At 61.4% G+C, this 19,773-nt stretch carries 20 protein-coding genes; 10 read left to right on the forward strand and 10 right to left on the reverse strand.

Going from position 1 to position 19,773, the window contains the following annotated elements; translation table 11 throughout:
• Positions 1-21: 21 nt before the first annotated feature.
• Entirely contained in the window at positions 22-1,239 is a 1,218-nt protein-coding gene (locus D1820_RS05820) for an MFS transporter (RefSeq protein WP_118068187.1), read from the reverse strand.
• Between the two features lie 185 nt (positions 1,240-1,424).
• On the reverse strand, positions 1,425-1,904 hold the full coding sequence (locus D1820_RS05825) for an Lrp/AsnC family transcriptional regulator (protein WP_024096785.1): 480 nt from the start codon (positions 1,902-1,904) through the stop codon (positions 1,425-1,427).
• A 146-nt stretch (positions 1,905-2,050) separates the two neighbouring features.
• Here D1820_RS05825 and cobA point away from each other — a divergent pair, with 146 nt between their 5' ends.
• From cobA to D1820_RS05865, 8 genes are all read left to right on the forward strand, one after another.
• Positions 2,051-2,884 (forward strand): uroporphyrinogen-III C-methyltransferase, encoded by an 834-nt coding sequence (gene cobA, locus D1820_RS05830; protein ID WP_118068188.1) that lies wholly within the window; start codon positions 2,051-2,053, stop codon positions 2,882-2,884.
• A complete protein-coding gene (locus tag D1820_RS05835; protein WP_024096783.1) occupies positions 2,884-3,192 on the forward strand; it encodes a DUF2849 domain-containing protein in 309 nt (102 codons plus the stop codon). The genes cobA and D1820_RS05835 overlap by 1 nt, the downstream gene beginning before the upstream one ends.
• Entirely contained in the window at positions 3,185-4,849 is a 1,665-nt protein-coding gene (locus D1820_RS05840; RefSeq protein WP_118068189.1) for a nitrite/sulfite reductase, read from the forward strand. The genes D1820_RS05835 and D1820_RS05840 overlap by 8 nt, the downstream gene beginning before the upstream one ends.
• Before the next feature lie 4 nt (positions 4,850-4,853).
• Positions 4,854-5,633, forward strand: a complete 780-nt coding sequence (locus tag D1820_RS05845) for a phosphoadenylyl-sulfate reductase (protein WP_118068190.1) — start codon at positions 4,854-4,856, stop codon at positions 5,631-5,633.
• Between the two features lie 3 nt (positions 5,634-5,636).
• A complete protein-coding gene (locus D1820_RS05850) occupies positions 5,637-6,035 on the forward strand; it encodes a DUF934 domain-containing protein (protein WP_040170555.1) in 399 nt (132 codons plus the stop codon).
• Between the two features lie 148 nt (positions 6,036-6,183).
• The gene (locus D1820_RS05855) at positions 6,184-7,062 is read left to right on the forward strand and encodes a ferredoxin--NADP reductase (protein ID WP_118070057.1); all 879 of its coding nucleotides are present in this window, start codon (positions 6,184-6,186) and stop codon (positions 7,060-7,062) included.
• Positions 7,063-7,288: 226 nt separating this feature from the next.
• Positions 7,289-8,581 (forward strand): MFS transporter, encoded by a 1,293-nt coding sequence (locus tag D1820_RS05860; protein ID WP_118068191.1) that lies wholly within the window; start codon positions 7,289-7,291, stop codon positions 8,579-8,581.
• Positions 8,582-8,872: 291 nt separating this feature from the next.
• Positions 8,873-9,526, forward strand: a complete 654-nt coding sequence (locus D1820_RS05865; protein ID WP_118068192.1) for a metal-binding protein ZinT — start codon at positions 8,873-8,875, stop codon at positions 9,524-9,526.
• 82 nt (positions 9,527-9,608) lie between these two features.
• Here the strand turns inward: D1820_RS05865 and D1820_RS05870 are convergent, their stop codons facing one another.
• Entirely contained in the window at positions 9,609-10,400 is a 792-nt protein-coding gene (locus D1820_RS05870; RefSeq protein ID WP_254683364.1) for a hypothetical protein, read from the reverse strand.
• Between the two features lie 310 nt (positions 10,401-10,710).
• Between D1820_RS05870 and infC the strand changes: the two genes are divergently transcribed.
• Together infC and D1820_RS19275 are read left to right on the forward strand one after the other, a co-directional pair.
• Positions 10,711-11,259 (forward strand): translation initiation factor IF-3, encoded by a 549-nt coding sequence (infC, locus tag D1820_RS05875; RefSeq protein WP_040170869.1) that lies wholly within the window; start codon positions 10,711-10,713, stop codon positions 11,257-11,259.
• A 201-nt stretch (positions 11,260-11,460) separates the two neighbouring features.
• The gene (locus tag D1820_RS19275; protein ID WP_254683151.1) at positions 11,461-12,102 is read left to right on the forward strand and encodes a methyl-accepting chemotaxis protein; all 642 of its coding nucleotides are present in this window, start codon (positions 11,461-11,463) and stop codon (positions 12,100-12,102) included.
• A gap of 67 nt (positions 12,103-12,169) precedes the next feature.
• Here D1820_RS19275 and D1820_RS05885 read toward each other — a convergent pair whose 3' ends face one another.
• The 7 genes from D1820_RS05885 to D1820_RS05915 all read right to left on the reverse strand — a co-directional run bounded on the left by D1820_RS05885 (position 12,170) and on the right by D1820_RS05915 (position 19,665).
• Positions 12,170-12,958 carry a xanthine dehydrogenase family protein subunit M gene (locus D1820_RS05885; protein WP_118068194.1) on the reverse strand — a complete coding sequence of 263 codons (789 nt, stop codon included), beginning with the start codon at positions 12,956-12,958 and terminating at the stop codon, positions 12,170-12,172.
• A gap of 86 nt (positions 12,959-13,044) precedes the next feature.
• A complete protein-coding gene (locus D1820_RS05890) occupies positions 13,045-15,408 on the reverse strand; it encodes a xanthine dehydrogenase family protein molybdopterin-binding subunit (protein WP_118068195.1) in 2,364 nt (787 codons plus the stop codon).
• Between the two features lie 154 nt (positions 15,409-15,562).
• Positions 15,563-16,048: a (2Fe-2S)-binding protein gene (locus tag D1820_RS05895; protein ID WP_118068196.1), complete on the reverse strand. Its 486-nt coding sequence runs from the start codon at positions 16,046-16,048 to the stop codon at positions 15,563-15,565.
• Positions 16,049-16,166: 118 nt separating this feature from the next.
• Positions 16,167-17,171: a molybdopterin-binding protein gene (locus D1820_RS05900; RefSeq protein WP_118068197.1), complete on the reverse strand. Its 1,005-nt coding sequence runs from the start codon at positions 17,169-17,171 to the stop codon at positions 16,167-16,169.
• Positions 17,168-18,178: an XdhC family protein gene (locus D1820_RS05905; RefSeq protein WP_118070060.1), complete on the reverse strand. Its 1,011-nt coding sequence runs from the start codon at positions 18,176-18,178 to the stop codon at positions 17,168-17,170. Before D1820_RS05905 ends, D1820_RS05900 begins: the two co-directional genes overlap by 4 nt.
• A gap of 209 nt (positions 18,179-18,387) precedes the next feature.
• Entirely contained in the window at positions 18,388-18,948 is a 561-nt protein-coding gene (phaR, locus tag D1820_RS05910; protein WP_040170544.1) for a polyhydroxyalkanoate synthesis repressor PhaR, read from the reverse strand.
• Between the two features lie 273 nt (positions 18,949-19,221).
• Positions 19,222-19,665 carry a hypothetical protein gene (locus D1820_RS05915; RefSeq protein WP_040170543.1) on the reverse strand — a complete coding sequence of 148 codons (444 nt, stop codon included), beginning with the start codon at positions 19,663-19,665 and terminating at the stop codon, positions 19,222-19,224.
• Positions 19,666-19,773: the final 108 nt, after the last annotated feature.

The raw sequence follows: 19,773 nt of genomic DNA on the forward strand, positions 1-19,773 counted from the left end.
CCGGCCCGCCCCCACCATGGCTCAGACAGGCTGATGTCTGGGGGGACGCCCGACCATCAGCACAGCCCCCGCCACCACGGCCATCACCGACGCGCTACGGATCACCGTCTGAAAATCATAGGCCTGCGCGATCAGCCCCACAGCAGGGCCGGCCATAACCCCGCTCACCATCAGCGTATTCCAATACAGCGCGGTCGCCCGCGCCGGCATCGCCTTGGCAAAGGACTGCACATAGCTGATGCCGAGGCTTGCATAGAACCCGTAGTACAGCCCCTCCAGCGCCGCTGCCGCCAGCATCTGGCCAAAGCTCTGCACCATCGCCAGCAGCTGGATCGTCACAATAGCAAGGCCGGTGACCGCCAGAAGTGCCCGCCACATGCCAATGCGGGCAATCACCCACGGGGTTGAGAAGATGGCAAAGACCTCAACAAATGTCTTCACGCTGAAGGCAAATCCGGGCGCAGAACCAGGCAAGCCCACCTCCTGCACATAGAACACCGGCAAGGCGGAAAACGTCAGCGAATGCGCAGTGGAGAGGCAGAAGACAAACCCCACCGCCAGCCAGACCTCGCGCGGCAGCCGGGCCAATTGTCCCGGCACAGCCTCCGCCTCAGCTGTCGCAGCCTGTCCGCCCGCGCGCGCCGTGATATCGCGAGGCAGGCTGGTCCACCACAGCGCGATCCAGGCCGCAGCCGCCAGCAGCCCGGCGCCAAACACCGCCCGCAGCCCAAAGCCATCCGCAATCACAAATGTAAGCGCAGGCCCAACCATCCAGGCGGTGGAGGTGGTGGCCCGCATATGCGCATTAAACCGCACCCGGTCCATCGCCTGCCGCTCCGCGATACTGCCGCCGAGGCTGAACATGGTCGAAACCGCGCTGGAGCTGATCCCAAACCCCAGCACCCCAGCACTCAGCACCACCCAGAGCGTCGGCATCAGCGCCAGCGATCCGGCGGCAAACACAAACCCCGCCGCCGCCAGTCCGACCAGCGGAAACACCCGCGCGCCCGCATCAATGCGCCGGGCAAACTGCCGGTTGGCCACTAGGGTCAGGCTGATCGCCATCGCTGCATACACACTGATGATCCAAGGCTGATGCCCCAGCCCCTCGACCAGGAAATAGCTCATGAAAGGCACTATCATCGCGGTGCAGATCGTGCCGCAGAACAACAGCAGCAGAAACATCAGGCGCGCCACGACCGGGCGCCGCCCCTCAGACTGCTCAGACGATAAAGACATGTGCAAACCCGATCATCATCAAACGCCCCCGTTCTCCCAGACGCCCACCCATCGCGCAAGCCCAGACCGCCGTCCCGTCACCTTTCCCAAAATACTCCGGGGGATGTGACCTGTGCCGCAGGGACAGGTCACGAAAAAAGGGGGCAGCGCCCCCTTTCCTTTGGCAGCACCAGACCACCGCGTGCCTAGTCCTCGGCGATGGCCTCAAGCGGCAGCAGGGTGGTGGATTTGATCTCCTCCATCGACAGTAGGGCTGTCACATTATGCACCCGCACCTCAGAAATCAGCGCCTGATAGAAATTGTCATAGGCCCGCGCGTTCTTCACCCGCACCTTGAGGATATAATCGATATCCCCCGCCAGCCGATGCGCCTCCTGCACCTCCGGGCGGTCCTGCAACGCCTTCAGAAACTTGGCCTGCCACTCCGCCTCATGGGCCGAGGTGCGGATCAAGACGAAAAAACAGGCCTCAAACCCCAGCGCCTCAGCATCCAGCACCATGGTCTGCCGGCCAATGACACCGCCCTCGCGCAGCTTGCGAATGCGATTCCAGACCGGGGTCTTGGAACTGCCCACACGGCGGGCGATTTCGTCCAGCGACTGGCCTGCATCGCGTTGCAGCTCCGCCAGAATTTTCCGGTCCGTGCCGTCGATCCGCACTGTCATCCCTGTTTTCTCCTTGTTTGGGGATCAACCCGCCTGCATCTGCCGCCAGCTGGAACAATTTTCCTTATTTGCCGCGCCATATAGCGGATAAGGGGGAATATTTCCTATATCTAAGGGTAAGTCAAACAAACCAGATGAGGCCCCAGATGACCGGTCCAGACACCCTTGCCCCCCGCGCGCCGCTGCCGATGCAGACCGGTGCCTGCGGATCTGTCGCAGCCGCGCTGGTGGCGGGTGAGGTTGCCTTTGCAGGCTCCGGCCCCGGTGATCCTGATCTTCTGACCCTGAAGGTGGCGCGCGCATTGTTGCAGGCGGATGTGATCCTCTTTGACCGGCTGGTCAGCGATGAGATCATGGCGCTGGCGGGCCCGCAGGCCCAGCTGGAGGACGTCGGCAAGGAGGGCTTTGGCCCGCAGGTCAGCCAGGAAGAGATCTGCGCCCGCATGGTGGCCCATGCTCGCACCGGCAAAAAAGTCCTGCGCCTGAAATCTGGCGACCCCACCGTCTATGGCCGTCTCGATGAGGAGCTTACCGCTTGCGAGGAGGCCGGTATCGCCTATCAGATCCTGCCGGGTATCACTGCGGCCTCAGCTGCCGTCGCCTCCATCGGCCAGAGCCTGACACAGCGCGGGCGCAATGCCTCCGTGCGGTTTCTGACCGGCCACGACATGAAGGGCTTTGCCGATCACGACTGGGCTGCGCTGGCCCGTCCGGGTGAGGTGGCTGCCATCTACATGGGCAAGAAATCTGCGCGTTTCGTGCAGGGCCGCCTGATCATGCACGGCGCCGATCGCGCCACACCGATGACCATTGTCGAAAACGCCTCACGCGCCAATCAGCGGGTGATTGAAACCACGCTGGAGCGCCTGCCCACCGATCTTGCCGCCGCCGAACTGACCGGCCCGGCGCTGACATTCCTTGGCCTTGCCCCGCGCGCCAGCGCCCAGGCCCTGACAGATTTGAAACTGGAGCTTGCCTGATGCCCCGTCCCTTTACCCCGAAAATCATCACCGCCAACGACCTGCTTGAGGGTGACGTGATCTATTTCACCGACACCAACAGCTGGAGCCGTGAGCTGCAGGAGGCTGAGCTGATCGAGGATGAGGCCGAGGCGCAGCTGCGCCTTCTGGAAGCGGAGAAAGACGCCCTGCGGGTGGTCGGCATCTACCTCACCGATGCGAAATCCGGCGACAACGGCCCCGAGCCGACGCATTTCCGCGAAGACTTCCGCCGCACCGGCCCATCCAACTATCGCCACGGCAAACAGGAGGCCGCAGCAAATGTATAAGTACAACGACTTCGACACTGCCTTTCTGGCCGAACGCAACGCCCAGTTCCGTGCCCAGGTCGAGCGCCGCATTGACGGCTCTCTCACCGAGGATGAGTTCAAACCACTGCGCCTGATGAACGGCCTTTATCTACAGCTGCACGCCTATATGCTGCGAGTGGCGATCCCCTATGGCACGCTGAACTCTGACCAGATGCGCACCCTGGCGCTGCTGGCGGAGAAGTGGGACAAGGGCTATGGCCATTTCACCACCCGTCAGAACATCCAGTACAACTGGCCCAAGCTGCGCGACGTGCCTGATATGCTGGACGCGCTCGCCGAGGTTGGTCTGCACGCGATCCAGACCTCCGGCAACACCATCCGCAATGTGACCTCGGATCATTTTGCCGCCGCCGCCAAGGATGAGCTGACCGACCCCCGCCCCTATGCCGAGCTGATCCGCCAGTGGTCCACCGATCACCCGGAGTTCCAGTTCCTGGGGCGCAAATTCAAGATCGCCATCACCGGCAGCTCCACCGACCGCGCCGTGACCAAGGCCCATGACATCGGCCTGCGCATGGTTGAGCGCGACGGTGTTGCCGGGTTTGAGGTGATCGTGGGTGGAGGCCTTGGCCGCACGCCGCTCATCGGTAAGGTGATCCGCGATTACCTCCCGCAGGCGGATCTGCTGCCCTATCTGGAGTCGGTTCTGGCGGTCTATAACCTGCTGGGTCGGCGCGACAACAAATACAAGGCCCGCATCAAGATCACCGTGTTGGAAAACGGCATCGACACCATCCGCGAGATGGTGGAGGAGCGGTTTGAAGAGCGCCGCAAAGCCTTTGACGGCACCGATCAGCAGCTCTTGGAGGAGATCAAGACGCATTTCACCCCGCCCAAGCTGCGCGGAGGCAATGTGGAGACCTATCTGACCACCTATGATGCGGATCCGGTGTTCCGTTCCTGGGCCGATACCAATCTGGCGGCGCACCGGGATGACAACCACGCCATCGTCACCATCTCGATCAAGGCGCATGGCCAGACGCCGGGCGATGCCACCGCCGCGCAGATGCGCGGGATGGCGGACCTGGCTGAAGAATTCGGCTATAACGAGCTGCGCATCAGCCATGAGCAGAACGTGATCCTGCCGCATGTCCATAAATCGGACCTGCCTGCGCTGCATGCCAAGCTGAAAGAGCACGGGCTGGCCACCGCCAATGTCGGATTGATCTCCGATATCATCGCCTGCCCCGGCATGGATTACTGCGCGCTGGCCACTGCCCGGTCGATCCCAGTGGCGCAGGAAATCGCCAGCCGTTTTGATGAGCTGAAGCTGGAACATGACGTGGGCCATCTGCAGATCAAAATCTCGGGCTGCATCAACGCCTGTGGTCACCACCACGTCGGTCACATCGGCATTCTTGGCCTCGACCGGGCTGGGGTGGAAAACTACCAGATCACCCTGGGCGGCGACGCGACGGAGACCGCCGCGATTGGCACCCGCACCGGACCCGGTTTTGCCTATGATGAAATCGTACCTGCGGTGGAACGCCTGATCACCGCCTATCTCTCTCTGCGCGACAGCGCCGAGGAAACCTTCCTCCAGACCTATCGTCGCGTCGGCATGGATCCGTTCAAGGCCGCGCTTTACCCCGAGGCCCAGAAAAAGGTTGCTTAGCACCATGGTCAATGCAGCGGCACTACCGACTGACACACGCCAAGGCCCGAGCAGTGCCCATCTTGAGGCACTGGCAACACAGGTGGATGCGCTCAATGCGCGCTTCCGCCACCACTCTGCCACCTCCGTGATGGAGGGCGCACTCAAGGATGCGGGCCATATCGCGCTGGTCTCCAGCTTTGGCGCGGAATCCGTTGTGCTGCTGCATATGGCGGCGGTGATTGATCCGATGACGCCAGTGGCCTTTGTCGACACCGAGTTGTTGTTCACCGAAACGCTGGTCTATCAGCAGGAGGTGAGCGAGCGGCTGGGCCTGCGCAATGTGCAGGTGATCCGCGCCGCCGACATCGCCGAGAAAGACCCCTATGGCGCGCTGCGCTTCTCGGATACCGACGCCTGCTGCGCCCTGCGCAAGACCGCGCCGCTGCAAAAGGCGCTGGCGGGGTTTGACGGCTGGATCACCGGGCGCAAACGGTTTCAGGCGGGATCCCGCGCGGCTTTGGACTTCTTCGAGGTGGAAGAGACCGCCACTGGCCCCACCGGTCGGCTGAAGATCAACCCGCTGGCCCATTGGGCGCCGCAGGACGTGCGCGCCTATATGGATGAAAACAGATTGCCCCGTCATCCGCTGGTGGCCAAGGGCTACCCCTCAATCGGCTGCGCCCCCTGCACCTCGCCCGTCAAGGAAGGCGAAGACCCGCGGGCCGGACGCTGGCGCAACCAAGACAAGGAAGAATGCGGCATCCATGTGGTGGATGGCAAATTCATTCGCACAGGAGCCTGACAGATGAGTGTGATTGTGACCGATGCGGGCTTTGGCCCCGACAGCTGGACGGCGGGCTTTGACAGCGACACCGCCATTGAGATGCAGCCGGATGCCGATCCGGCGGCCCTGTCCAACCAATTGCCGGGGCTGGAGATGATCCGTATTCATTTCCCCAGCTTTGCCGATGGCCGGGGCTTTACCCTGGCGCGGCGCCTGCGGCTGGCGGGCTACACCGGGCGTCTGCGGGCCTATGGCCATGTGCTGGCGGATCAATATGCGATGGCGCGCCGCTCCGGCTTTGACGAGGTCGAGATCAGCGAGGATCTCGCTGCGCGTCAGCCGCAGGAGCAATGGCTTGCCCGTGCCAATTGGCAGGCGCATGATTACCAGGCCCGCCTGCGTGGCACCGCCGCACGCTAAGCCAGCCAGCCTCCGCTTCTCTGGAATTCCCCCCTCAGACCCGGTTCCGTTGCGCCCTGCGCGGAGCCGGTTTCTGAAAACAGGGGTTTTCCTGACCTGTATCAAAGATTAATCAGAGGTGCCGGATATTCCTCCGGTAATGGATCCGATGAACGAGATGACACCCGTGACCGAAGCTGTGACCGACACTGCAACCGACCCGAAACCGGCCAAGGCCGTGCCCGCCCTGCCCGACGCCCAGACCGTGACCGAGGTCAAGCACTGGACCGACCGGCTGTTTTCCTTCCGCTGCACGCGGCCTGCCTCCCTGCGCTTCCGCTCAGGCGAGTTTGTGATGATCGGTCTGATGAACGATCCCGACCCCAAGACCGGCAAGGTGAAGCCGCTCTTGCGTGCCTATTCCATCGCCTCCCCCAGCTGGGATGAGGAAATGGAGTTTTATTCGATCAAGGTCGAGGACGGCCCGCTGACCTCGCGCCTGCAGCACATCCAGCCCGGCGACGAAATCATCCTGCGCCCCAAGCCGGTCGGCACGCTGGTGCATGACGCGCTGGTCCCCGGCAAACGCATCTGGTTCTTTGCCACCGGCACCGGCTTTGCGCCCTTTGCGAGCCTGCTGCGCGAGCCGGAAACCTATGAGAAATTCGACGAGGTGATCATCACCCACACCTGCCGCGAAGCCGGTGAGCTGACCTATGGTCGTGAGCTGATCGAGAGCCTGAAGGACGACGAACTCTTGAACGAGGTGATCGGCGAAAGCTTCTGGAAGAAGATCAAATACTACCCGACCACCACCCGCGAAGAGAGCGCCAAGATGGGCCGCATCACCGACCTGATGCGCTCCGGCGAGGCATTTGCCGATCTTGGCGTGCCACCGCTGAACCCGGAAAGCGACCGCGCGATGATCTGCGGCAACCTGGCGTTCAATCTGGAGCTGAAGGATCTCTTTGAGAATACCTATGGTCTGGAAGAAGGCGCAAATTCCAAGCCCGCGCATTTCGTGGTGGAAAAGGCGTTTCTGGACTGATCCCAGGTCGGCCTATGCTCTTCAAGTGACAAAAAGCCCCCGTCATATTCTGATGGGGGCTTTTTATTTGGGCCGACTGGATCAGGCGTCATGACCTGTTCCGGTTGCAGCACGGAACATGGCCCCTTCGCTGCAACTGCGCGCGTGATTGGCTCTATGCCTGTTCAATCGCCCCTCCTACGGTCCCGCTATTGCGCAGGGAGGTGCAAAGGCACATGGTAGCGCCATGGCAACGGAAATTGAGTTCTCTTTCAAAACCTTGACCGGCACGGCACAACGCCACATCCGGGTGTTTCAGATCCACCAGTTTCTGGACCGGTTTGCCATGGGTCTGACTGTGGCCGTCGTCGCGCTTGCGCTGACGGACCGGGGCATGGATCTGTTGCAGATTTCGCTGCTCTTTGGGGTCTACTCGCTCACGACGATGGCGATGGAATTGCCGTTTGGCGGTCTGGCCGACAACATTGGCCGCAAACCGGTCTTTCTGGCAGCGGTCATCGCCAGTCTGATTTCGCTCGTGCTGTTTCTGTCATCGAGTGATTTCACTGTCCTGGCTCTCTCCTTCGCCTGCATCGGGTTCGGGCGTGCCCTGCGGTCAGGCACGCTTGATGCCTGGTTTGTTGAGACATTCAGGACCGCGGCGCCAAATGTGGATGTTCAGCCCGCTCTTGCAAAGGCGCAAGGGGCCAATGCCATGGGCCTCGCCTTCGGTGCAATTTTGGGAGGTTTGCTCCCAGATCTGTTTGGCATGACCGCGCTGAGGTATGGGATCAGCATCTATGATGTGTCCTATGTGGCAAGCTTTGCTGTGATGATTGCTGTGCTGATCTACACGATGTTTGCCATCACCGAAGAGCCACGCCCGTTGAATGCCCGCGCGTTGAGACAAGGGTTCACCAGCGTCCCGTCCGTGATCGCACAGGCGGGCGCGCTTGCCTTGCGGCACCCGACACTTTCCATGCTTCTGGCGGCACTGGCCTTGGTCCTGATGGCGACCAATCCGGTTGAGGTGATCTGGCCGACCTACGCAAAGCCCATGTTGGACGAGCGCTACGCCAACACCGCCATTGGCACCCTGACGGCGGGTTACTTTTTTGCAATCGCGTTTGGTGCGGCGCTGTCACCCTATATCAGCCGTGTCTTCAGGCGCCGCCATGCGGTCACGCTTGCGGCGCTTTTTTCCTGTCTTGCCGGTGTTCAGCTCATGCTGGCGATGCAGGGCGATATCATGGGATTTGTCGGCGTCTTCCTTCTGTTCTCCATCCTTCTTGGAGCAAGCGAGACGCCTGCAAGTAGCATCCTGCATGGCTGTGTGGATGATCGGCAGAGGTCGACGATGCTGTCCTTGCGATCTCTCATACAGCAACTGGGGGCGGCATTGGGACTGGTGCTGGCCGGAGCCGTGGCCGATGTCTATTCCACGCCTGTCGCATGGGGTGTTGGCGCCGTGTTCCTGCTCATAGCGACAGTGCTGAGTTTGCTGCTGGCCAAGCGATTGACGGCGGCGGCAGAGAGCTGACGTCTGTGCAGCGGGCAGCGCCAAACAGTTGACAGCCTTAACAGCCCGCGCCGGTAACTCTCCCCCGCTGACAAGCGAAACATGCTGGGCGCCATCTTACCCTTTCCGGTCCTCGGCGCGCCGTTTGGCTGCGCGGCAGAAATAACCCTGCGGCAGGCGGTAAAATACCGATCATGCCATGCCGCGCTCTGATGCTTTCGCGGGCCTTGCCAAACATCGGCTTTCAGCTTAAACGGTAACCGTTATGTTGTAACATTACATTCACTCATTCAAAAACCGCTGGAGACGTAAATGCTACGTACAATCCTCAAACGACCTGACCTCCTTGCCGTGGCCGCGCTGGTTGCCCTGTCCACGCAGGCCCCGGCCCAAACCGCGACCAGCTCCACCTCGACCCACAATCACAGCCATCAGGCCAAAGAACCTGTGCTGATCAACGAAGCAGAGATCCAGCCCCGTGACCTCTCTGACTGGGAGGCCGACTGGCAATCGGTCTATCCGTTTATGCAGGACGGCACTCTGGATCCGGTGATGGCGCACAAAGCAGAGAGTGGGGAAAAGACCGCCGAAGACTATCGCGCGTACTATGAGGCTGGCTACAAAACGGATGTGGAGCGTATTTTGATCGACGGCTCCAGCGTCACATTCTTCCGCAATGGCCAGCCTGTGCAGGGCCAGTACACCAACGACGGATATGAAATCCTGACCTACGCATCAGGCAATCAGGGGGTCCGATTTATCTTTGAAAAGTCAGGCGGAGACGCGGCGGCACCTCAGTTCATTCAGTTCAGCGACCATGAAATCGTGCCAACCAAAGTCGATCACTATCACCTATATTGGGGCGATGATCGCGCGGAACTGCTGACTGAGGTGACCAACTGGCCGACCTATTTCCATGCTGACTTGAGCGGCGCGGAGATTGCCGCCGGAATGATGGCCCACTAAGCCCCAGCGCTGTCGGCGCAAAAGAAAGGCCCCCGTCACTCTCTGACGGGGGCCTTGGTGTTTGATAGCTGTCTCAGTTCGCTTATTGCGGCAGCGCGTCCTTGATGCGGTTCAGCGTCGCTTCCAGCAGTGCCGGGTTGTCGCGGGCCTGGCCCAGGGTGGTGATCAGCAGCGCCTTCTGCGTCGCCTCGATTGAGGACTCCTCGATCATCGTGATCACCTTGTCGTAGTTGAAACCTTCCGGTGTCAGCAGCGCATCCTTGGCGGCCTCGGTGCCCTCTTCTGCGGCGGCGATGGCGTCACCGGCAGCATCCGCCACACCGTCTGTCGCGGCCTCAGCTGTCTCGCTCACGGTCTCCGCAGCGTCATTGGCGGTCTCTGCAACCTCATCGGCGGCGCCTTCTGCCGCATCCTCTGCCGCAGCTGCAGTATCCGCAACCGCATCGCCAGCCGCCTCCGCTGTCGCGGTGGCCTCCTCACTCAGCGCCGCTGCACCCTCGTTGGCCTCGTCGACCGCAGCCGCCGCGCTATCCTGCAGCTGGTTGGCACTGTCGGTCAGCCCCTCGGCAATTTCGTTCACGGTTTCCTCGGCCGTCTCGCTCACGGCGGCGGCGGCCTCATTCACCGCATCTGTCGCGGCCTCAACGGAGCTTTCGATTGCGCTTTCGGCCTCCTCAGCGGCGGTGGCGATATCGCTCTCCACCTCTGCGGCAACCTCGCCAGCGGTCTCGGCCGTCTCCTCTGCGGGGGTCTCGGCTTCTGGCGTCACGATAACGGTTTCCGGCGCCGGCTCGCTGGTCTCCATGGAGGAGACATAGAAATATCCGCCCAATGCGACGGCTCCCACACCCAGGCCAATGACGATCGGTTTCATGATAGATCTCCTTCTCTCTCCAAATGCTGCGCACATGGGCGCAGCTTGCGGCATAGCACTTGGGCTTAGGGGCCTGAAACTACAAGGGGAATAAACGCCAAACCGCCGCATCGGCCAAACCCTGCCAGTCTGGCATTACTGGTCTGCCAAGATCAGCGCAGCGCAGAATTAACCCTTTGCTGACGCTCTGAGGTGCAAACAAACCTTGAAAACCGCGATATGCGCGGTCATACCCGCAATTGACTTGAATCGCAGGCCCGGGACCGTTATTTTCCGGGCACTTTTCCGAAGTGACAGAAGGATAGACGTCATAGCCCGCAGACCCCATAATGCGCCGCCGCAACGCGACACCGGCCCGCGCACCAACGAAAAAATCCGTGCTCCTGAAATTCGCCTGATTGGCGCCGAAGGGGAAAACGTCGGCGTGGTTCACCCCGCCAAGGCGATGCAGATGGCAGAAGAGGCCGGTCTCGATCTGGTCGAGATTTCGCCCAACGCCACCCCGCCCGTGTGCAAGATCATGGATTACGGCAAGTTCAAATATGAACAGCAAAAGCGGGAAAGCGAAGCACGCAAGAAGCAGAAGATCATCGAGGTCAAAGAGGTCAAGTTCCGTCCCAACACGGACACCCATGACTACGACGTGAAAATGCGCAACGTGTACAAGTTCCTGGAAAACGGCGACAAGGTGAAGATCACCCTGCGGTTCCGTGGCCGCGAAATGGCCCACCAGAACCTGGGCCGTGAGCTGCTGCTGCGTGTTGCAGAGGATATCAAGGAACTGGGCAAAGTCGAAAACATGCCCAAGATGGAAGGCCGTCAGATGATCATGATGATCGGCCCACTGCCGCAGAAATAATCCCTGCCGCAACATCTGTTATGCAAAACCCCGCCCCCTCCGGTGCGGGGTTTTTTTGTGCCTGCGTCGCCCATGGGGAGATTTCCTCCGGAATTGTGTTTGGTGCATTCAATACTCACGTTTTCTTTACGCTCCCCCCTTAGCTCCTGAAGGGAGTTCGGTCGCTTCCGACACAAAACAACCGCAAATATGGAGCCTCCCTTGAAGCCTCTCAGCGACGTCCAAAACAGTGCCTTCATGGCCATCGCCCCCTGCCGTGCCGCCTCTCTGGCGCTGGTGGTTCTGGCCAATGAAGACAGCCAGCACGCCCCAGACACCATGAAGGAGCTGCTGGATCAGTCGGTACATCGGATCAGGGCCGCTTATGAGATGCTGACCGCCGGGCTCGATAAATTGCTGGCGGAAAGTGAATACGAATTGCCAGCTGATCTTGGCAGCCAGCGCAAGAAATCCATTGATGCGCTGGCCCCTTTCGCCGAGGTGCTGAGCACGCAATCTGATGGCCAGATCCTGGAGCGCGTGCGCGAGATGCCGTCGCTCACCGCGCAGGCGCTCTACAAGGTCGAACCAATTGTGTCGCAGTTCCTGATCGACATGACCAAGAATATGTTTGAGGCACAGAAATCCCGCGACAGCGCCCGCGACGAGGGGATGCGTGATGCCATTGAGAATGCAGAAACCGTGGGCCGTCATATTCAGCTGATTGCCTTCAATGCCTCAATCGAGGCGGCGCGTATTGGCGATCAGGGCAAAGGGTTTGCAGTGATCGCGTCGGAAATCCGCAACCTCTCGGGGCGCACGCAGACATTGCTCGACACCATGTCAGGCTATCTGCGCGCCTGACCCCTCCCGATAAAAGAACCAGCCCCGGCGCGGCGCCGGGGCTGGTGCGTGTTCCAAAATGGCGGGGTTATCCCGCAGCAGCCACCGCCCGTTTGGTGATCACCCCAACCAGATGCGCCCGGTAGGCCTTGGTGCCATGCAGGTCGCCGATCATCCCATCCGGATCCACACTGAGGCCCTCAATGGCATCGGGGGAGAAATTCGCCGATAGCGCCGCCTCTGCCGCGCTCCAGCGGAAGACACCTTCCTCGGAGGCGCCGGTCACGGCCACACGCACAACGTCGGCAAAGCGCGCGACAAACACCCCAACAAGGGCAAAGCGCGAGGCGGGCTGGACAAATTTCTCATAATGGGCCGCCTGTGGCACCGGTAGGCGGATATTGGTGATGATCTCCCCCTCCTCCAGCGCGGTGGTGAACAACCCCTGAAAATAATCATCCGCCGCAATTTCGCGGCTGTTGGTCACGATGGTGGCACCGCTGGCGAGTGCTGCCGCCGGGTAGCAGGCTGATGGGTCGTTATTGGCGAGCGAGCCGCCAATGGTGCCCCGGTTGCGCACCGCAGGATCGCCGATCTGCCCCGCCAGCGCCGACAGGGCGGGGTAGCTGTCAGCGGTGGCGGCTTCGACCTCGCCGTGGGTGGTGGCGCCGCCAATGGCCAGCCCGTCGCCATCCGGGCAGACGCCCCGCATCTCGGCAATGCCGCTGAGGCTCACCAAGGTGCTGGGCATCGCCAGACGCTGTTTCAGCGTTGGGATCAGGGTCTGCCCCCCACCAAGCGCCTGCGCGTCCTCCGCGCCCAATGCCTTCACCGCATCCGCGATGGTCGAGGGCTTCTCGAACTCGAATTCATACATGTCGTATCCTTTCCGAAAACCGGCTGACCGGCTGTCATCTTTCCGAAAATACTCCGGGGGTATGGGGGCAGCGCCCCCATGAACCCTTAGCCGTTCATCGCCGCCCAGACCCGTGCCGGGCTCAGGGGCATGTCGATATGAGTGACATCCTTGCTGGCCGATTGCAGCGCATCCACCACCGCATTGACCACCGCAGGCGGGGTGCCGATGGCGCCCGCCTCGCCGCAGCCCTTCACACCCAATGGGTTATGCGTGCAGGGCGTCTGACAGGAATGATCGACGGTGTAGAACGGCAGATCATCGGCGCGGGGCATGGCGTAATCCATGAAGGACGCCGACAGCAGCTGTCCGTCGTCATCATAGACACATCCTTCCAAGAGCGCCTGACCGATGCCCTGACCAATGCCACCATGCACCTGACCGTCGACGATCATCGGATTGACGATATTGCCAAAGTCATCCGCCGCCGCAAAGCTTTCGATGGTGACCTTGCCCGTGTCGGGATCAACCTCCACCTCGCAGGCATAGGCGCCCGAAGGGTAAGTGAAATTCGCCGGGTCGTAAAACGCAGTCTCCTCCAACCCCGGTTCGATATCCTCAAGCGGGTAATTATGCGGCACATAGGCCGCAAGGGTCACATCACCCCAGGCCAGAGATTTATCTGTGCCTGCAACGGTAAATTGACCGTCCTTCAGTTCGATATCCGCATCTGAGGCCTCCAGGATATGGGCTGCGATCTTCTTGGCCTTGGCGATGATCTTCTCGGTGGCGCGCACCATGGCAGAGCCGCCGACCGCCAGCGAGCGCGAGCCATAGGTGCCCATGCCCATCGGAGCCTTGTCGGTATCGCCATGTTCGATTTCGACCATATCCTCCGGGATACCGATCATATCGGCGATCACCTGCGGGAAGGACGTCTCATGCCCCTGCCCATGGCTGTGACTGCCGGTCATGACGACGATACCGCCAGTGGCATTCACCCGCACCGTCGCACTTTCATAGAGACCAGCACGGGCCCCCAGCTGCCCCACGAGGTTCGACGGCGCAATGCCACAAGCCTCGATATAGCAGTTGACGCCAAGCCCGCGCAGCTTGCCCTTGGCCTCGCTGCGGGCGCGGCGCGCAGCAAAACCGCTGAGATCAGCAATCTCTTCCAGCTTGTCCATCGTCGCCACATAGTCACCGGTGTCATATTCCACCGCAACCGGCGTGGCATAGGGGAACTCGGTGATAAAGTTCTGTCGGCGCAGCGCAATCGGATCCACGCCCAACTCGCGCGCGGCCTTATCAATGACCCGCTCCAGCTGATAGGTCGCCTCGGGCCGGCCAGCGCCACGATAGGCATCAACAGCAACGGTATTGGTGAACACCGCCTTCACATTCACATAGATCAGCGGCGTTTTGTAATTGCCGGCCATCAGCGTGCCATGCAGCCAGGTCGGGACCGAAGGCGCAAAGGTCGACAGATACGCGCCCATATTTGCATAGGTTTCGGTGCGCAGCGCGGTGAAGTTGTTGTCCGCGTCCAGCGCCAGTTCGATCTTGGTCACATGATCGCGGCCATGGGCGTCAGACATAAACGCCTCCGACCGGGAGGAGGTCCATTTCACCGCCCGATTGAGGGCCTTGGCGGCAAAGGTGCAGAAGGCCTCTTCGGCGTAGTGGAAGATCTTGGAGCCAAAACCACCCCCCACATCCGGGGCCACAACACGCAGTTTATGCTCCGGGATGCCCAGCACAAAGGCACCCATCAGAAGGCGGATCACATGCGGGTTCTGCGAGGTGGTATAAAGCGTGCTGTCGCCAGTGGCGCGGTTGAAATCCCCCACCGCGACGCGCGGCTCCATCGGGTTTGCGACCAGACGGTTGTTGACCAGTTCCAGCGTGGTGACATGGGCCGCATCCTTGATGGCCTTGTCCACGGCATCGCGGTTTTCTTCTACAAATCCCCAGTCATAGCAGAGGTTGGAGGTCAGATCGTCATGCACCTTTGTGGCGCCATCCTTGACCGCTTCTTTCATGTTGATGACCGCAGGCAGGTCCTCGATCTCAACGGCGATGGCCTCCGCGGCATCGCGCGCCTGCTCAGCCGTTTCGGCAACAACGGCCGCGATGGGATCGCCGACATGGCGCACCTTGCCCTGAGCGAGCACCGGATGGGCCGGCTCCTGCATCACCTCGCCGTGACGGTCAGTCACCTGCCAACCGCAGGGCAGCCCGCCGACACCTTCAAAATCCGCGCCGGTAAAAATCCGCACCACGCCGGGCATGGCGGCGGCATCAGCGGTGTCAACCGAGGTCAGCCGACCATGGGCCACATCCGAGCGCAGGAAATGCACATAGGCCTGGCCGTTCAGGTTAATGTCATCTGTGTAATTACCGGTTCCGGTCAGGAACCGCACGTCTTCGCGCCGTTTTGGGCTGGCGCCGATGCCGCTATCCTTTGGCATTGTCCAAATCTCCTCCCTGGACGGTCTGCGCGCGGCAGACCTCTTGGTCATGCTTTGGTTCTGAACTGGGTCGCCTGTGCGACCACCGTGCCCGCCTGTCTTCCCGGCCACAGTGCTGTGGCTCCCTTTGAGGCGGGGTCTGGGGGGGCTGGCCCTATTCTGCCGCGACGGCAGAGACGTCCTGACCCGAAGCCGCCATGATCGCCTTGACGATATTGTGGTAGCCGGTGCAGCGGCACAGGTTGCCCTCAAGGTATTCGCGGATTTCCTGTTCGCTGGGCTTTGGATTGTCCTTCAACAGCGCAGCTGCGGACATCACCATACCCGGCGTGCAGAAGCCGCATTGCAGCCCGTGATGATCCCGAAACGCCTGCTGAATTGTGTTTAATGTGCCATCCGGGGCGGCTTGCCCCTCGATCGTGGCAACTTCTGCGCCGTCAGCCTCTGCCGCCAGCATGGTGCAGGATTTCACCGCCTTGCCGTCCACATGGACGACGCAGGCGCCGCATTGGCTGGTGTCGCAGCCGACATGGGTGCCGGTCAGGCCCAGTTCCTCTCGCAGGAAACCGGACAGCAACGTGCGTCCCTCGACCTCTCCGCTGGCAGTCCGACCGTTTACGGTCATTGTGACTTTCACCATCAACTCCTCCCTTGGCTCGCGTAAACTCGCTGACAGAAGTTAAGCACGGCGCAACAGCCGGCGCGAAGCATTATTCGCAGGGCTTGGACTAAAGTCGCAGGGCGCTGCCAGACCTCGCTCAGACGTCGCTGCGGCGTGGGCGGGGCCGTGTGGGGATTTCTTTGAGGAGGCCACCAACCCCCATGGCGGCGATATCTGCGCTGCTCACATTGATACCGCAGACCAGCCGTTCCAGCACCCAATCGGCGCCGTTCAAGGCAGGCGAGCGCGCACAGCCCGGCAAGCCCAGCACCGGACGCCCCGCCAAATCACCCAGAAACAACAGATTGCCCGGATCCACCGGCATGCCAAAACGGGCGACCTCACCGCCAGCCGCCCGAAGCGCAGAAGGGGCCACATCCAGCGGATCCGAGGTGGCCGACCCGGTGAGGATCAGGATCAGATCGCTGTCTGCACCAACCGATTGCAGGGCGGTCGCCAGCTCTGCCTCGCGGTGCGCCACCACCTGCCGGGGGGCCATCGACATGCCGAACCGGTCAAGCCGCCCGATCATCGCGGCGCGCCCTTTGTCTGGCGGGGTTTCCGCGCTGGTGCGGGTTTCAATCAAGGTGGCGCGGCGCAGCTGAGGTGGGATCAGACGGATCGCCCCGGCCACATCGCAGGTGGCGGCTGCAAGCGCGGCCTCCTCCACCGCGTAGGAGATGATCTTGGCCGTGGCCACCATGCCGCCCGCATCTGCACGGTGATAATCGGGCACGGTCGCCAGCGTGATCATCGGATCGACCGCATTCAGCGCGTTGATCCGCGCAGCATCGACCCGGATCAAACCGGGGCCAAGCGCATGGAGGTTGACCCGCCCTGCCCCGGCACCAGAGATCCGCAGACCCAAGACTGCGGCGTCGGGCAGCAGCGCCTCTGCCAGCATCTCTGCCGCGCGATCTTCGTGGATATCGCCCGGTTCCAGCTGCACCACGGTCAGCTGACGATGCCCAGCGGCGGCAAGATCGGCCAGATCCTGCGCCGCCAGTCGGGTGCCCTTGGCGATACGATGCTCCGCGCCCTGCAGAGAATGCGCCAGATAGCAGCCAGCCGCCTCATTCAGGGGCACTGCACCAAAGATCATGACCTGCGTCCGCGCAGCACGGCCGTCATCTCGGCAATGATGGACACAGCGATTTCAGCTGGCCCAGCCGCACCGATATCAAGCCCGATGGGGCCATGGATGCGCTGCAAGGTGTCCTCATCAAGCCCGGCCTCCTGCATGCGGGTGATCCGTTTTGCGTGGGTGCGGGTTGATCCCAGCGCACCGATGTAAAAACAGTCAGAGTGCAGAGCGGCCTCCAGCGCGGGGTCGTCGATTTTCGGGTCATGGGTGAGCAGCACAACAGCGGTGCGGGCATCAAGACCGAGAGCCGCAATCGCCTCGTCCGGCCAATCCTCCACCAAGCTCTCCCCCGGGAAGCGTTCAGCGGAGGCAAAGGCCGCGCGCGGGTCGACAATCACCGGGTCATAGCCCGCAATGCGCGCCATCGGCACCAGTGCCTGCGCGATATGCACCGCACCCACCACGATCAGCCGCAGGGGTGGATTATGCACCGCAACGAAGGTCGCGCCGTCCGCCTCGGTCCCTGATTGGTCCATGCGTTTGCGATCAGTATAGCCCTCCGCGTCCAGATGCCCCGCGCCACTGTCGAGGTCCACCACATAAGACACCGCGCGGCGTTCGGCGCGGGCGGCGACCAGATCGGCCAGCGTGTCTTCGGCGAGTGTGCCGCCAATGGGTTCAACCAGAATGCGGATGGTGCCGCCACAGGCCAGCCCGACGGCAAAGGCATCTTCGTCGCTAACGCCAAATTCCAAGAGCCGGTGACGCCCGTCGGCGATGGCCTCCTGCGCGGCAAGGATCACCGCACCTTCGACACAGCCGCCTGAAACGGAGCCTTCGATCCGGCCATCGCTGGCGACCGCCAGTTGGGACCCGGTGCGGCGTGGGGCGGATCCCCATGTCTCCACCACCGTGGCCAATGCCGCGCCTCGGCCGCCTTGCTGGCCACTGTCCTTGCCTGCACGGTGCCAGTCGAGCGCCGTTTCAGGAATGTTATCAAAGCGCTGCAATCCGGGTGCCGACATCTGAAACCTCTGGGTTGGGGCGGTCGCCGCGTGGTGGTCCATAACCGGACAAGGCCCGCCGCAGATAGGGTGGGCAAGGCCGACGATAGACAGAACGGGCCGTGACCTGACGGGTTTAGTCTAGCGCCGGAGCGCAGCCAGCGGGATCAAAAACACGCGCGCGCCCTTGCGACTTTGGTCGCAGGATGGCGCGCGAGGTGTGCGTCGGATCACTTCAGCTTGGACAATTTATCCTGCAACTCGGCCAGCTGGCGTTTGATATCATCCAGCCCGTCGCCGTCCTCAGCGCTCTCGGCGTCGCCGGATGATTGGCTCGCCCCAGGCCAGCCGCCGGAGAACCCACCGGCCATCGCCTTCAGAAAAGCTTCCTGCTGCGCCTTGATCGCCTCAAACCCCGGCATCTGCGCCATCGGGTTCATCGCATTCATATTCTCAACCATCTTGCTTTGGTTCTCGCGCAGCATCTCGAAGGAGCTTTGCAGGAACTGCGGCATCACTCCGCCGCCCGGCACCATATAGCTGCGCACCAGATCATTGAGCACATTCACCGGCAGGATATTCTCGCCCCGGCTTTCGTGTTCGGCGATGATTTGCAGGAGATACTGACGGGTCAGGTCATCACCTGTCTTGAGGTCGACAATCTGAACCTCGCGCCCCTCCCGGATGAAGCCGGCGATATCCTCCAGCGTGACATAATCGCTGGTCTGTGTGTTATAGAGCCGTCGGCTGGCATATCGTTTGATCAACAAGGGTTTATCCTGATCCGACATGTCACTTCTCCCCAGACATGATGCGTTGCAGCAAAGCCTATGCGAGCGCAGAACAAAAGGGAAGCGTTACGCCAAGCAGCGCAACAATTGATCGTCGGATCCAATAAGCGGCCTACCCCGTTTCCGAAGCTGGGCTGCCGACCCCCTCGCAAGCCCTGATTGGGCAACCGTAATGGGACAACGAAAAAGGGCAGGTCCGATGACCTGCCCCCTTCGGTGCAAAGAGATTTTATTGGGAGGAGTATAAAACCCCTTTGCAAATGCGCGCGGCGCTTACTTAGCGGCGGCTTTTTTGGCAGCGGAGGTCACGTCGTTGGTGGCCTTCTTCACAGCGGCGGACGCCTCTTCGGACATGTCCTTGCCAGCCGACATCAGCAGCTCAACGGTGTCCATCTGAACCTTTTTCGCAACTTCAGCAAAGGCGGCCATGTTCTCGGCAGCCACTTCAGCGGAGGCGGACGCGAAATCGGTTGCCGCTTTGGCGTAATCCGCGGGCTCAGCCTGTGCCTTGGAGACGTCGCTCAGCTTGGTCAGGGTTTCTTTGGCCCAGCTGTTGGAAATCTCGGCGGACTTCTCAGCGGCCTGCAGGGCAACGTTGGACAGCTTTTCGTTCAGGGCTGCGGTGGTTTTGAACGCATCTTCCATCGCGGTTGTGTCAACCGGAAACGCACCCATCATGTCTTTCATCATCGCGGTAAAATCTTGGGTCTTAGCCATTGTACTGGTTCCTCTTGGTTACGCGGCCAGATCGTTCTGCCGCCTTCGCATGACCCCAATATTGTTTCTGCATCGCAGCATTTCAAGATTTTTATTGCTGCAATGCAG

Source organism: Phaeobacter sp. LSS9 (genome assembly GCF_003443595.1).
GTDB lineage: Bacteria > Pseudomonadota > Alphaproteobacteria > Rhodobacterales > Rhodobacteraceae > Phaeobacter > Phaeobacter piscinae.